Raw genomic sequence first — 14,716 nt, forward strand, 5'->3', positions numbered from 1 at the left:
TTGTTCTTAGGGAAAACAAATATTATTTTTCTGAAGCGTGTGACAGAAAACTCCAATTCGAACTCATTACAAGATATCGCTTCGCATGTTTAAGGGAGCATGCGCTCCAACTAAAATTATTTTAAAATATTAAGACGATACTTTCTCATCTTGAGAACTCGACTGAAGAAATTTATCTTTCACTTTTTCAGATACAGCAACAAATACTTTTTCCGGTAAATGATCTGTTATCTCTATCATTTTCCCTTTATCAAACTTAAGTACTCGGTCTGCTAAATCGAAATATTGCTCATCATGGCTTATCACCAAAACAGTTTTTTGTTTTGCTTTTAGCTCTGGTAATAATTCGGTATAGAAAAAATTTCTGAAATAAGGGTCCTGATCTGCGGCCCATTCATCAAAAATATAGATAGGGGTATCTTCTAAATAAGCTAAAAGTAAAGCAAGACGTTTCTTTTGTCCATGAGAAAGGCTAGTCGTTGATAGTATCCCTTTATCCACAGAAACTTTATCGGCTAATCTTAACTTTTCAAGGTAGGCCACTATTTGTCTATCATCTGCCAAACATCCAGATGCATTTAATACTTGGTCAAACAAATAAAAATCAGAGAAAATAGTACTAAAATGACAACGATACCAATCACGATTTCCAGCATCACTCGCACTAACATCGTCAATACTTATATCACCTGAGCTTGCTGTATAAAGTCCACAAAGCAATTTTGCAAAGGTAGATTTTCCACTCCCATTACCACCAATTAAAAAAATGAGATCGCCGCGTTTTAATGATACATCTATAGGTCCAACACCAAAGACATATTGGTCATTTTCCTGTGGCTCATATTCATAATAAAGATCACTAACTTTTAGAGACATCCAATCATGCGAAGCTTGTATTGCAACTTTATCTTGATGTTCAAGTGCCTTTTCAGTTTCAGACAATTTCAAACTACTAATTTTTTTATTTGCCACAAATCCCATGGCAATTGTGGAATAGCTATCTATCAAAACAGTCAGAGGCCCTATCATATAAATTACGACCAGAACAAATCCCACAATGATTTCTGTCGTCATACCAGTGAAAAGAAGTTGAGAGGCAAAAACAATTGAACCTAAAGATATAAACAACATTAAACTAGCCCAATTAGACAGAATAACAAAAATGATATTTGCACCAATAGATGATTGTCTCAGTTTATTAATATCCGGATGAACGACTTGATGATAAAAAAAGTGTTTTCGGTTAACGTTTATATTAAGTTCTTTACCGCCATCAATAAGCGCCTTAAAATTTTTAAACAAGCCATCATCAAGCTCCCTAAGGTCTTCAAACAGTTTCATTCCTTTATTCATTAATAACTGAGCGACCACCACTGCAATACCTAAAAACAAAAAAACACATAAGAATAATTGCCAAGATGTATATGCCATATAGCTAAGACAAAAAATCACAGTCGCCAAGTTATATACTATATGAGGTAAAACACCTAAGGTCGTAGAAATAGCGTTAATATCCCCCGTCAGAGTTGCATAAACTTTATGCCCACCAAGTTTTTCAATTTGTTCATAATTTGTAGATAAAATACGTTGAACCATTTTATCTCTTAAACTAGCGGTAACTGTGGCGCTCAGTCTAATTAAAATATATTGCGATATTAAACCAAAAACAAATAGGGCTCCTAAAGATAAACAAAAAATAATAATACCTTTTATAATATCTGATTGCCCCTTACCTAGCATTTCAATTTCTTGATTTATTAATGACAAAATGCCGATCCCAGATACCGCGCTGATTATGCTCAGCACCGTAGCCAGTAATAATAACCAGCGGTGACGATAAATAAATTCATACACCATAATAATTCACCTTTAAAGTATAGTGAGTATGGTCAATAAAGACCTAAGTTCTAATTCATATGCTTCACAGTCCATATTGAACTCGCTAAAGCAAAACTTCTTAAATTAAAATCTGATGATATCTTACACTTACCAACAGACTAACTTGTTATGGAACATTAAGTCATAACAACATATACCTTTCGCTCACCTTCAAAACTTTTTCGACCATGGGCTGCTAATATATTATCTACAATGACAAAGTCACCTTTTTGCCAAGGAGAACTGACTTCAACTTCGTCATACACAGCACGAATGATATCCAAGTCACTTGATTTTATGGGAGAACCATCACCATAATAAGCATTACGAGGTAGTTCTGATTCCTCTATGATAGACAAAAGATTAGTACGTACTTTCTCAGCTAACGCTGAAACATGAAATAAATGAGCTTGATTGAACCAAGACTTTTCACCACTAACAGGATGACTTGTTATAGCCTGACAAATTTGTTTGGTTCTGAGTTCATCATCTTCTTTCCACTCAAATTCTATATTCTGATCTGTACAATATTGTTCAACAACAGATTTATCATCTGTATTAAAAACTTCTTGCCAAGGAAGATCTAACCCGCCACCATAATTTCGGACATACATAATCCCTTTTTCAATAAAACGATTTCGAATATCTTCAGGTATTTTTTGATAAACCAGACGACTATCAGCCAAAGGGGTTTCACCGCCTTTAGTTGCTGCCACATCACAAAAAAGCCATAAATGATCTGCCCACTGATTTGTATATGACTGTTCATTATGTAAAGGGATAGTCATATGTGGCGGATATTCAGTTGTTGTATAAATACCTTTAGCGACTTTTGAACGAGGCGTCGACGCAAAGTCATAATTTTTAGACTCTCCTGTACAGTGTTCCGATAACTCTTTAAAATCTGTGATTGTTAATTCAGTGCAACCTCGAACAAGTATCGCGCCGTATTGTAATAATTGTTCATTAATTAATTTTTTCGTATATTCTTTCAACTTATTTAGAGACATCGTTTCAGTAACTGTGACCATAAACGGAAAGCTGTCAGTACTATTTACTGAACTAAATTGTGTATTCATTAAAATATATTTTCCTTGTAAATAAGTTAGTTTAGCTAAGGTGTTATTTATACACATAGAACTGCGATTTTATTATTAAAATCGCAGTTCTACATAAATTATGGCAATTATCAAAATACTTACCTTTTAAATGCCGTTCAGCGCTAACGGGTCATCATGGTAACGACACATCAGATTTTTCTAATTTAGCTCCAAGTTCCCCTATTTCAGCTTCTTTTGGCAGGGTTGCAATAACCTGATGCAAAATAGTAATTACTTTTTGTATTGTGCTTTCAGTGACAATCAAAGGAGGCATTAATTTAACAACTTCGCTATATGGTCCACAGCTTTCTACTATGATCCCCTGTTCAAAAGCTGCTTTTGTTATGAGTTGTGCATGGTGTTGATGCTTTAAACGGATCCCTTGAGCTAAACCTATGCCAACTGTATCTGTAATAAGGTCTGGATAATCTGATTTTAAAGAAGCTAAACCAAAGGCCATTTCTTCACTCAATACCTTAATTTCAGTTTCAAATTTATCATCACTCCAATATAGTTTCAAAGCAGCTTCACCCGCTACAAACGCGAGATTATTTCCTCTAAAAGTGCCATTGTGCTCACCAGGAGCCCAGATATCCAATTCAGGCTTTAATAATACGAGCGCCATTGGCATTCCCATGCCCCCAATGGATTTAGCTAAGCAAACAATATCAGGTTTGATACCAGCACGTTCAAAACTAAAAAAAGGACCTGTGCGCCCACAGCCCACTTGGATATCGTCAACGATCAGCAATATCCCATGCCTCTGAGCAATATCAGAAAGCTGTCTTAGCCATGAGTTACTGGCAACATTTAAACCACCTTCACATTGAAGTGTTTCTAAAATGAAGGCTGCAGGTTTAGCTATTCCGCCAGGGTGGACGATCAGTTTCTCTAAAGTATCTAGATTTACATCCGGTGAGAATCCTTCAAAAGGAAACCGAGTGACTTCCATACCAGCCACGAGACCATCTGCTGATTCTTTTGCTGATACAGACATGGCACCCAATGTCATTCCATGAAAAGCACCTGTAAATGCGACAACTCGGGTTCTTCCTGTTACCTTACGCGCCAGCTTCAGTGCTGCTTCAACAGCATTAGCACCTGTTGGACCAGTAAACTGCAGCTTATAATCCAACTCACGCGGCTCAAGTATGATTTTTTGAAAAGAAGCGATGAAATCTTCTTTTGCCTCAGTATGCAAATCTAGAGAATGAACAATACCATCTCGTTTTAAATAATCTATAACAGCATTTTTTATAAGAGGGTTATTATGACCATAATTAAGAGTTCCAGCTCCAGCAAGAAAGTCTAAATAAGACTTTCCTTCAATATCACAGATGTATTCTTTCTCTGCAGTGCTAAAGACCGAAGGAAAAGAACGACAATAACTTCGAACGTTAGATTCATATTTCTCAAACACAAAAATTTCCTTTTATGATATAACTTTAAAATTAACTCAACCCTAATATTGCTGTGAGGATCAAATTCAACTACTTATTTTTTAGGCATAGTTTCAGTTGATAATCTCAGCCAAAACCATCAGTCAGACATCTCAGGCATGAGATGTTTCTATTAACGATAAAAATAAAGTAAAAATTGTGAATCTAATATATTTACTTCCAATTTCATTAATACATTAAAAATTTGAATCTTAGAAAAATCAATATAAATATACTATTCATACAATTACATCCTAAAGGATGAATATGAAATAAATATTGCTATTAAATTAATATTTCAAAAGACAGGCACTAAAATCAGTACCTAAATTAACTCCTGAATAATATCATAGGAATTATTTTTGTATACAATAAATTTAATTTAGGCATGTTCAAGGTCTATATATGAAGCATTTGACTCTAAGCACATCACATCATGAAATACTTCGTATAACTCATCTGTTACTTTATCTTCAGTTATCAAAAAACGATAATGTTCATCGAAACTATGTATATGAAATACATTAATATCTAAAGATGAAAGTAAGTCATTAAACTTTCTCTCACAACCAAAACTTAATATTAAATCTACAGGTTTGAAATTATACTTATGTTTATCATATTGGGCTAAATATTCATTTTTAATCAAAATGTTTTTTCCCACGTTTGTTGTAAATTTAAATGCAACCTGATTAGTATCGACCTCATGTTCCCAACTGGCACAAAGTAAACCAAAACCACTCCCTTTAGAAACCAAAGGTGTATAAATAGGAGCGTGTTTTACGACTTTAGTCCCTCTCGCTTTAGGAAAGTGACTATTTTTAATCTGTATTTCACAGTCACTGTCGTTTAGTGTTTCCACTGTATTAGCATGCAATACTGGGTTACCTGACTGGGCTAAAATATTAGCAACATTCCAGTTTAACTTATCAAAAGCAATCGCATTTTTCACAATATTCGGATCGGCACTGTAAACACCAGACACATCAGTCCAAAAAACCACTTTCTTAGCATTGCTCAAATAAGCAAATAAACTTGCAGAATAATCACTTCCATTGCGACCAAGTATTTGTGTGATATTATCTGAATCAGAAGCAATAAATCCTGTTGCTATTTTAATTAATGTATTTTCTAACGCACCAGAATTATCAAGTTGTTGAGCACTGCAGATCAAATCTACCTTTTCTCCCTGCATACGTAAAATATTTCGTGCATCAATAGCGATTGCTCTTTGACTTTTTTCATTAAGTAGCGCAGCCAACAAACGAGATGACCATAACTCACCAAAACATAGCCACTCAGGTATAAATAAATTTTCTAAACTAGCCTTACTAATATAAGATGATAGCAATGCTATATCTTGGTTTATTGATTGTCTTAACTCAGCTGTTTTTTCTTGAGTTAAACTTGGAATAAGTGAAAGTTGAAAGGTTTGAAGCGCCTCTAATTTTTCATAGGCAAAATGTTTCTCGCTCACAGCTAAGTTCGCAATTTCAAGTAATCTATTTGTTGTTTTTCCTGCAGCAGAAACAACAACCCAATCTCCCATTAAACAATTTTCATCTATAATATTGATAACTCTTAAAAAAGATGCTTTACAACCAAGACTCGAACCACCAAATTTATGAACACTTATATTCATATTTATGTGCCTGTCGCGCTTTATTTCCATTATTCCTGACATCTCAAAACAACCTTACCGTATCTGATAATACATATCAAAAATGCCTAAAAGCTCTATACTTTAAGTAAAATATAATTAATAGACTCTATCACCTTACAAAACCTTATCTGCACTAACTCTTTTTTATGTCGTTCAGGAAAAACCCTTGCACAGTGAAATAAGTATAGATTAAGCTTTCGTTTAATAATCAGACAAAATATAATTTTAATTAGTACAAAGCATTAACTAAGCTTACTATTAAATATTTATTTTGACTTGCCCCTCGAAAGACATTCATCTCCTTAGGTCGTTAAAAGTTGTCATTAAATTTGTAATCATTACCCCATATAATTAACAACCAATGTTTATCATTTTTAATCAAAATTAAGTTTTATTGCTAAAATTAAGCCTTTATAAAATAAAGGCCAACACACTAAAAATCTGTATTTACAATTGAAATGTCTAAATTAAGTAGTCTTTTCAGGTCAAACTAACTCTCTAACTTGGATTCACTCATGGTAAGTCCCTCACAAGTTATTAAATTGACTGATATTAAGCACCTCACGCATGAGATAATCACAAAATTAGCCCAAAGATTTAAAACATCCAGTTTTATTTTCCTCCGGCACAATATTTAATAACTCTTTTAAAAAATTTTGTTCTATCTCACGATAATTAATATGAATCCCTTCTTTAATATCTGATGTAGCTAATAGATAACCTTTTCGAAAAGCCCATTTTAATTCTTCTACCTTTTTATCAACCTTATTAGAGCTAAGCATAACCTAATACATCCTTACTTAAGTTTCACAACAAATTTTAGAGATGAATTTACCTCATATAGGTAACCATTACAATAGAAACAAGTCATATTATACCAATTATGTACTAAAAAACGCCTTAGCAAACAAGTACCTATAAAGGGTACCAAGTAGTTAACAAAACCTTTGTAGTATGGTACATTAGCTTTAATACAGAAATATTACGTTACAGTTAGTAATAAATCCTTGCGAGAAATGATATACATGAGTGAACTAAAATACGATCAACTACTCCTTAGTAGTATTAATAACCAAGAAGAAATACATACTGCATTATTCACTTATCAATCTTTATTCTTATCATCAATTGAACCTGATACTACCAATGCTCGCTTCTTGCCAGCGGTGTTAATTGAAGACGCTGATGCAAAACTTTTTGTAAGCAGGAAATTAACTAAAAAACAATTACTTAACAAATACCATGGTGAGAATCACGTTATCATTGGTAAATCATGCATGATAAATTGTTTAAAATATGCTTCTGAGGACTGGAAAAAAGCAAACCAAACAATAAAAACAATTATGGATCTTGGTGATAATATATCTGTTTCTGAGTTAATCCAAGCACCTACACTTTACCCACTAGAAAACGGTAGGTACCGAGTATTAACTGGTCACAGACGCTTTTTTGCCTTAATTTACGCCAATGGATATGGATCAGCGGCTCAATTTAAAGTCTATGATTCAAAACCTCTTTTAACCAAAGTAAAGCAATTTCAAGAAAATGCAAGCAGAGAAGATTTACCGCAATACGGAAAACTACAAGCATTTCAAAGTGCTTTGATGGAAATAGACACTTTAAATAACGCTAGGCTAAAAAATGGTCTGAAAAAGTTAACAGTAAAAGAAACAGCTACCAACTTAGGAATTTCAATGGGAGCCTTCGATAACTATAATGTTTTAACGCGTTATGCTTGTGTTATTTCGGCATATGAATCAGGTTTAAGCCTTCCTTTTGTAAAAGTAAAAAAAGTCGTTCTTGAAACAGAATCTGAATACAAAAGTAAATATGATAAATCTGTTTTAAATATTACAGACAAAACCAATATCAGTGATGAAATTAAAGATAGGCTTTTTAACAAAAAGCCGACTGAAAAAGTTGAGAAAACGTTTAAAGTGAAGCCGATAAAATCATCTAGTACCATTAAAACCTTATTAACAACCAATGTGATGATGCTAGATACTGGAATAGACTGGGACAATGTTAACTGGGAAGACCACCTAGATGTGTCAGATACAATGGAAAAAGTAATTACGTTTTTAGAAAATACACAGCTTTAATCAATCTAAAAAGTAAGGAAGACGATGTTCCTTACTTTATTTTACCAAAATTTCAATTTATTAATGTCTTATTGATGATAGTATTTAGCACAAATCACTGAAATCTAGTAAAAAGAAGTAAAACATGCAAAGTAAATGGTTTGTTATTCCAAAACACAACCCACAAGCAGATATAAGATTAATATGCTTTCCTTATGCGGGAGGCAGCTCTTCAATTTATACGTCATGGGTAAATAGTCTTCCAGAAAATGTAGAATTAATAATAATGCAAGCACCTGGACGATCAAACCGAATGTTTGAAACTCCCATCGATAAAATGGATATATTAGCTGATAATTTATTAGCTGAAATACCCACATTATTAAATAAACCTTATGTATTATTTGGACATAGTTTAGGCAGTCGAGTTTGTTTTGAATTAATTCTCCGCCTCAATAAACTAGGACTCCAACTTCCACTACATTTTATTGCCTCAGGTAGTAGTGGACCTCAAAAAGAAAGGCATAATATAAGCTATAATTTACCTGAAAGTGAGTTTATTTCTAAATTAAGAACAATGAATGGAACACCCGAAGAATTATTAAAAAATAAAGAGCTCATGTCGTTATTATTACCTATGTTAAGAGCTGATTTTGAAATAGCTGAAACTTTTCAATATACTGGCAATGCACTGTTTAACATTTCACTGAGTATATTTGGAGGTGAAGATGATACTGATGTTACAAATGATGACCTATATTTATGGCAACAATTTTTTAAACCAAAAGCAAAAACAACTAAATTTCCAGGAGGACACTTTTTTATAAATAGTCATAAGGAATTAGTGTTAGAAAAAGTAAACAAGGTGTTGTCTATGTATATAAATAAAACAATACCTTGTTGAGATATTCTCTAATATGAATTTTATCAGTAACCAAATCGAAAATAATTTAAGTGCACCATTTATTCTCAGTGAAAATAGCATAAGAATACCGCATTTAAATAAGCTGCATTTGTTTAAATGTACTTATGATAAAAACAATTTTCATCAAAGTTTATTTAAACAGTTTAATATCGAACTTACCAGCTCACTATTAAACTCACTTGATAAACGCAAATCTGAATATTTAGCAGGCCGTTATTGTGCGAATAAAGCACTAAGCCAATTAAATATTCATAATGCTAATATTACACCGGGAATGCATAGAGCACCAATTTGGCCAAAAGGAGTTTTAGGGTCTATATCGCATACTAAAAGTCATGCATTTTGTGCTGTTGCCAGTAATTCACACTACACATATCTAGGAATAGATTATGAAGAGCTCATGACAGAAAAAATAGCAAACGAAATTAAGTCAACTATTATCAACGATGCTGAATATTCTTTATTATTAAATACTCAGCTGAGTTTTGAACACGCCTTAACATTAGCCTTCAGCGCAAAAGAAAGTTTATTTAAAGCACTTTATCCCTATGTGGGTAAATATTTTGATTTTACCGCCGCAGAATTAACTTATTATTCATCAAAAAACAATCACTTTGAATTAATCTTACAAGAGTCTCTTACTAAGAAATTAATCAAAGGGATGTCCTTTAAAGGTTGGTTTAAAAAAACGAGTACTCATATTTTCACAATTATCGCAGAGTAATCTGAATTGAGAGGTTAGCTGCTTTACAATATAAAAAATTGTGACTGATTTCAGTGATTCTCTTTTGTCTAATTTAATCGATTGATTTTGCACATATTTACGAATTTTAGCTTTTGTTGCATTTCCTCAGCCCAGAAGTAATGGTTTTTTAATACCTAGGTATAGGTTTTAATTCTTTCTAATTGAAATGCTTATGATCACCAACCTGATCTGACTGGGCACTATTTTTTGATTCGCTTCTTATATCATATGAATACGTTCTTTTAGTTTTTCGAATTCACCTATATCTATATAGTGAACTACCCTTTGCGATATATAGGCTCTGAAAATTACAGACTCAGCTAGCCCTTGATTTAAACTAATTTCAGTTCAATATAATCTGATTTAAAAACCTTCCAGGAGTTACAATGGCAACAATCGCTGAAATAAATAGCCCGATATAAACACCAATCATACAAGCAATATGCTGTTTAATATTTTTATCAGCAGCAATGAAACCCAATATGCAAATAACAATCACCACAAAAGAGAATAAGTGCAGCCAAGTAAGGTGGCCCATTGGCATAATAAAAAATGAGCTCATCGCAATACCTAAATTTAAAATAATCCAACCTTTACCTAATAACTTATGTATTTTTGTACCTTTTGTCAGAGTAAAAGTGATTAAGCCTAACAACAAAGCTGCAATTGCTAAAGTGACATGTACAAAAATTGAAACGCCCATTTCGTTAACCCTTCGTTATATTTATCGTTATTTAGTTATCTCTTAAAGCTAAAGTCACAGGCAACCTCATTGCTTTAATTGCAGGTAAAACCCCTCCGATTAAACCTATTGAAACCGACAACAACATAGCCTGTGCCATTAGAAATGGCGTTATTTTAAAATTGAACATCATCTGACTTAGGCTATTGGCGTTTTGTGTTGCTGCCGTAACATCATTTAAAAACAAATATAAAGGCAAAACACCTAATAAACCGCCGATGCACGCTAGTAACATAGCTTCGCTGAGTATTGATATAGAAATAGCAAAAGGGGTAAAACCTATGGTTTTATGGGTTGCAATTTCCTTACTACGACTGCTTATTGCAGCATACATAGTATTTAATGCTGCTATCAGAGCACCAAAAGCCATAATTAAGGCTACAGGTGATCCTATCCAACGGATCAAACGTGTTAAATCTTGTGCTTGTTGTGCAAAAAATACTTTTTCTTCAATAATGCGAACATTCAGCCTAGGATCTGCTTCAAAGACTTCATTTAACTTATTAATATTTGTACCATCATGCATTGCTAAGCGCACTGACTGCACTGTATTTCCTCTTTGGTAGTCACTTTGCACTATGCCAATATCAGCCCATAATTCAGATTCAAATACACTGTTATTATCTGAGAAAATACCACTAACTAGCCATGATGAATCACCTAATATAATGGTGCTGCCAATCTTTAATTCAGGTATTTTTCTAGCAATTGATCTACCTACTAATACCTGTCTTAATCCTGTTTTAAATTTAGCTCCTTCAATAAGCTTGAAGTTTGGACGAAACAGGTACGTATTATTATTTATGCCTCTTAATGACAAACTTTGATCATTTACGCCACTTTTTGATTTAAACTCAGCATTGACGAACATTTCTGCTGATACAATTGCCCTATCATTTTTATCTCTAATAATTTGTTGATGATTTGCCAAAATATTAACTTCCACGGGAAACATCACACTTTGCAGCTCGGATACCGCACCTGAACGCATTACTAAAAGCGTATTATCTAAGCCCGTTCTTGCCATTGTTTTTACCATGCCATCAGTTAAAGCTAAAACAGCTAGCATCACAGCAGCAACACAGGCTATGCTCAAAATACTAATAGATGAAGATGCGATTCTGTGTGGAAAGCTTTTAAAGTTAATCCAAGTTAAAGCACATCCCTGATTAAGCAGTAAAATCAGTTTTTTCATTGTTTTGCTCCTAAGGTATTACTTATCATTAAGCGTTTAATTGTAAGTGCAGGGAAGAAACTACATATAAAAGCAGCGAATAAAACTAAACAAAAAACATAAAAATAATAACTTGGGTCAATCGTAATACCAGATAAAAAGTTAGACATGAGTTTTTGAACCTGTGATAACGTTATATTTGCCAATAGACATCCTATGAAAGCACCTGAGCTTAATAAAAAAAATGATTCTAAATAAACTTGTTTAATTAAATTAAAAGATGAAAAACCCAATGCTTTCATCATAGCAATTTCATTTAAACGCTCTCGAATAGCTTGAACCATGGTATTGCATACAATGAGTAGTAAAGTAAAAAACACAGCGATTAGTACCACTTTTATGACCATAGCCATATCAGCAAACTGCTGTGCCTGCTCTTTGATAAAGACTTGTTCAGAAGTAGTCCGAGTAGCAAAACTTGAGTTATTAAATTGCGCATCTACTTGGTTTGTTATTAAATCAAGATTTGCTTCGGGTGTTATTTGAGTAGAGAACCAGCTCGCATTATTACGGCCATAAGCACGTGATTTATCAAAATAACGATGCTGAAAAAATATGCGTTTGTCATCTACAGAAGCACCCTTTGTCTGATAAATGGCCGCAACAACAAACTCCCAACTAAAAGAGCCCTGTTTATTCATCCAAATAGAAGAGCTAAGTGGTATTTTATCACCTAACTTCCAGCCAAATTCTGTTGCTACGCCTTGCCCTATCACAATACCAATACGATTCTTTTTCCAGCTATCTAAATCCGGTTGTGAAATAAGGTATTCATCAAACAATGAAAAATAACTCGTATGTTCAACTGCTGACATAGCCAATTGATTTTTCTCATTTTTAAAGTATCCACCAAACCAAGAAGCATAAGTGACCGCTTTTACCCCCTCCACTTTTGCTATTTTCTTTTGATAATTAATGGGTAAAGATTGTGTCATAGACACTTTATGGCTGGTCATCAACCTAAATTGGCTATTACCACCAATATTGCTATTTAACGCATGATCTATACCTGCCAATAAAGTGAGTAAAAAAAATGCAACGGCGACCGATAAAGCAGTTAAAGCGAAACGTATTCTTTTACGAAAGCTATTTTTAATAATCATTTCAAATAAGCTCATAGTCTAGCCTCTTGAACGTTATGCGCTTTCAAGTCATAAGTATAAGTTTCTAAATTTATGACCTTACTTGCATATTCTGCCGCCTTTAAATCATGCGTTACCATGACAATTGTTTTGCCATATTCTTTATTCAGCTTGGCCAATAAAGATAAAATTTCATCAGCTGTTTTTCTATCTAAATTACCTGTAGGTTCATCACATAATAAAATTTTAGGGTCGCTAACAATTGCTCTGGCTATCGCAACTCTTTGCTCCTGTCCACCCGATAACTCTTTAGGAAAATGTTTAGCGCGATCAGCCATACTCACTAAAGATAAAGCAGTCGCTGCATGATGCTTTCTTTGTGATTTATTTAAATGCGTTAAAGCCAGAGGTAATTCAACATTGGCTTGTGCCGTTAATACAGGTAATAAATGATGTGATTGAAAAACAAAACCAATGTTATCTGCACGCCATCGCGTTAGCTGGCTTTCATTTAAGTTATTTATTTGTTCACCGCCAATAATCACTTGCCCACTCGTCGGTTTATCTAAACCTCCAATCAAATGTAATAACGTACTTTTCCCCATACCTGACGGGCCCATTAAAGCAACAAACTCACCAGAGTTAATTTTTAAGTTAAAGTTGTCATGAACAACAACTTGATTATCAGTACTATTTTTAGACTTTTGATACGTTTTATTAATTGCCTTAAGTTCAATATTGTTATTCATCATTTTAATCCTCAAATCGATTTATCTAAAAAACTCACTTTGACACTCATATCAGGCAATATACGTTCATCAGCTTCCAATAACTTAATGCGAACTTTAATACTGGCTTTTTGCCTATCGGCTGTAGGGATCACTGCAATCACTTGACTTTTTATTTGCCACTGTGGATAAGCATCTAAAGTGGCAACGACAGCTTGCTCACTAAAAACTCGATTGATATAGCTTTCACCTACTTCAACCTCAATCTCTAAAGAGCGCATATCTACAATAGTGCCTACCCCCGTTCGAATTGATCCACCAGCGGAGGAACCTGTTGAAATAAGCTCACCAACTTGCGCATTTTTGCTGATCACGACACCATCAAAGGGGGCTACAATTTTATGGTGATTAAGCTGATACAAACTCAATTCAACTTGCTTTTGAGCACTTATCACTTTGGCTTGCTTACTTTTAATTTGTGCGGCAATTTTTTGTGCTTTAACTTGGCTATTCTCGAGAAGCTCTTCACTGATCTGGTTGTTTTTTAGTAGTTTTTTTCTGCGCTCTAGCTTTTGATTTTCGAATTTCAAACTCACATCAAGCTCTTCTAAACCTGCTTTTTGTGACATAAGTTCAGCCAAAGCCAATTGGTAAGATATTTTTGCTCTTTCGTCATCCAATTGCGCTAAAACTTGATTTTTAGTCACAGCTAACCCTTCTTCGATATATAGCTTATCTAACTTTCCCGTTACACGAGATGAAACAGTTGCAATACGTCTCGCAACAATATGACCACTGGCATCAAGTACTTTATTATTTAAAACATTTCTATTTTTTTGATTAATATCGCTTGGTAAATCTTTAATGGGTAAGGCAAAATTCGATACTTTAGTTGGGTTTTTATTTACTTTTTTAGTTTGACTAGCAGCCACAGAATATTGTGAATAACCATATAATACAGCCATAAGTATGATACTAAAACTTATCGCAATACTTGTTAGTGGCAACTTATTCGTTTGATTAGGTGAACTACGGTCTATGCTTAACGCTGACAGTTCTGATTTAAGGGTAGTAGAAGCCATTATTATTCCTAAGCTAA

The 14,716-nt window shown here is 33.7% G+C and carries 13 protein-coding genes; 3 read left to right on the forward strand and 10 right to left on the reverse strand.

What is annotated here, in order from left to right; translation table 11 throughout:
- Window positions 1-129: 129 nt before the first annotated feature.
- The 5 genes from BM088_RS18315 to BM088_RS18335 form a co-directional block, all read right to left on the reverse strand.
- Window positions 130-1,857, reverse strand: a complete 1,728-nt coding sequence (locus BM088_RS18315; protein WP_091987992.1) for a cyclic peptide export ABC transporter — start codon at window positions 1,855-1,857, stop codon at window positions 130-132.
- Between the two features lie 158 nt (window positions 1,858-2,015).
- Window positions 2,016-2,957, reverse strand: a complete 942-nt coding sequence (locus BM088_RS18320; RefSeq protein WP_091987996.1) for a TauD/TfdA family dioxygenase — start codon at window positions 2,955-2,957, stop codon at window positions 2,016-2,018.
- Window positions 2,958-3,111: 154 nt separating this feature from the next.
- Window positions 3,112-4,398, reverse strand: coding sequence for a diaminobutyrate--2-oxoglutarate transaminase (gene ectB, locus BM088_RS18325; protein ID WP_245763863.1), 1,287 nt, complete (start codon window positions 4,396-4,398; stop codon window positions 3,112-3,114).
- A 401-nt stretch (window positions 4,399-4,799) separates the two neighbouring features.
- Window positions 4,800-6,059 carry an amino acid kinase family protein gene (locus BM088_RS18330; protein WP_177208100.1) on the reverse strand — a complete coding sequence of 420 codons (1,260 nt, stop codon included), beginning with the start codon at window positions 6,057-6,059 and terminating at the stop codon, window positions 4,800-4,802.
- A gap of 605 nt (window positions 6,060-6,664) precedes the next feature.
- Window positions 6,665-6,862, reverse strand: coding sequence for a hypothetical protein (locus tag BM088_RS18335; RefSeq protein WP_091988006.1), 198 nt, complete (start codon window positions 6,860-6,862; stop codon window positions 6,665-6,667).
- A gap of 243 nt (window positions 6,863-7,105) precedes the next feature.
- On the opposite strand from BM088_RS18335, the gene BM088_RS18340 reads away from it, so the two are divergent.
- The 3 genes from BM088_RS18340 to BM088_RS18350 all read left to right on the forward strand — a co-directional run bounded on the left by BM088_RS18340 (window position 7,106) and on the right by BM088_RS18350 (window position 9,810).
- Complete coding sequence (locus BM088_RS18340; RefSeq protein WP_091988011.1) at window positions 7,106-8,182, forward strand: hypothetical protein; 1,077 nt, start codon at window positions 7,106-7,108, stop codon at window positions 8,180-8,182.
- A gap of 124 nt (window positions 8,183-8,306) precedes the next feature.
- The gene (locus tag BM088_RS18345) at window positions 8,307-9,065 is read left to right on the forward strand and encodes a thioesterase II family protein (RefSeq protein WP_091988014.1); all 759 of its coding nucleotides are present in this window, start codon (window positions 8,307-8,309) and stop codon (window positions 9,063-9,065) included.
- A 13-nt stretch (window positions 9,066-9,078) separates the two neighbouring features.
- Entirely contained in the window at window positions 9,079-9,810 is a 732-nt protein-coding gene (locus BM088_RS18350; protein ID WP_091988017.1) for a 4'-phosphopantetheinyl transferase family protein, read from the forward strand.
- 364 nt (window positions 9,811-10,174) lie between these two features.
- On the opposite strand, the gene BM088_RS18355 is transcribed toward BM088_RS18350, so the two are convergent.
- From BM088_RS18355 to BM088_RS18375, 5 genes are read right to left on the reverse strand one after another with little or no spacing between them, the layout of a single operon-like run.
- Window positions 10,175-10,534 carry a DUF2306 domain-containing protein gene (locus BM088_RS18355; protein WP_091988020.1) on the reverse strand — a complete coding sequence of 120 codons (360 nt, stop codon included), beginning with the start codon at window positions 10,532-10,534 and terminating at the stop codon, window positions 10,175-10,177.
- Between the two features lie 31 nt (window positions 10,535-10,565).
- On the reverse strand, window positions 10,566-11,768 hold the full coding sequence (locus BM088_RS18360) for an ABC transporter permease (protein WP_091988023.1): 1,203 nt from the start codon (window positions 11,766-11,768) through the stop codon (window positions 10,566-10,568).
- Complete coding sequence (locus tag BM088_RS18365) at window positions 11,765-12,925, reverse strand: ABC transporter permease (RefSeq protein ID WP_091988030.1); 1,161 nt, start codon at window positions 12,923-12,925, stop codon at window positions 11,765-11,767. Before BM088_RS18365 ends, BM088_RS18360 begins: the two co-directional genes overlap by 4 nt.
- Window positions 12,922-13,641 carry an ABC transporter ATP-binding protein gene (locus tag BM088_RS18370; protein ID WP_218156540.1) on the reverse strand — a complete coding sequence of 240 codons (720 nt, stop codon included), beginning with the start codon at window positions 13,639-13,641 and terminating at the stop codon, window positions 12,922-12,924. The genes BM088_RS18365 and BM088_RS18370 overlap by 4 nt, the downstream gene beginning before the upstream one ends.
- A gap of 8 nt (window positions 13,642-13,649) precedes the next feature.
- Window positions 13,650-14,699: an efflux RND transporter periplasmic adaptor subunit gene (locus tag BM088_RS18375; protein ID WP_091988036.1), complete on the reverse strand. Its 1,050-nt coding sequence runs from the start codon at window positions 14,697-14,699 to the stop codon at window positions 13,650-13,652.
- Window positions 14,700-14,716 lie beyond the last annotated feature (17 nt).

Origin of the sequence: Pseudoalteromonas denitrificans DSM 6059, from assembly GCF_900112265.1 — a bacterium.
Lineage (GTDB): Bacteria > Pseudomonadota > Gammaproteobacteria > Enterobacterales > Alteromonadaceae > Pseudoalteromonas > Pseudoalteromonas denitrificans.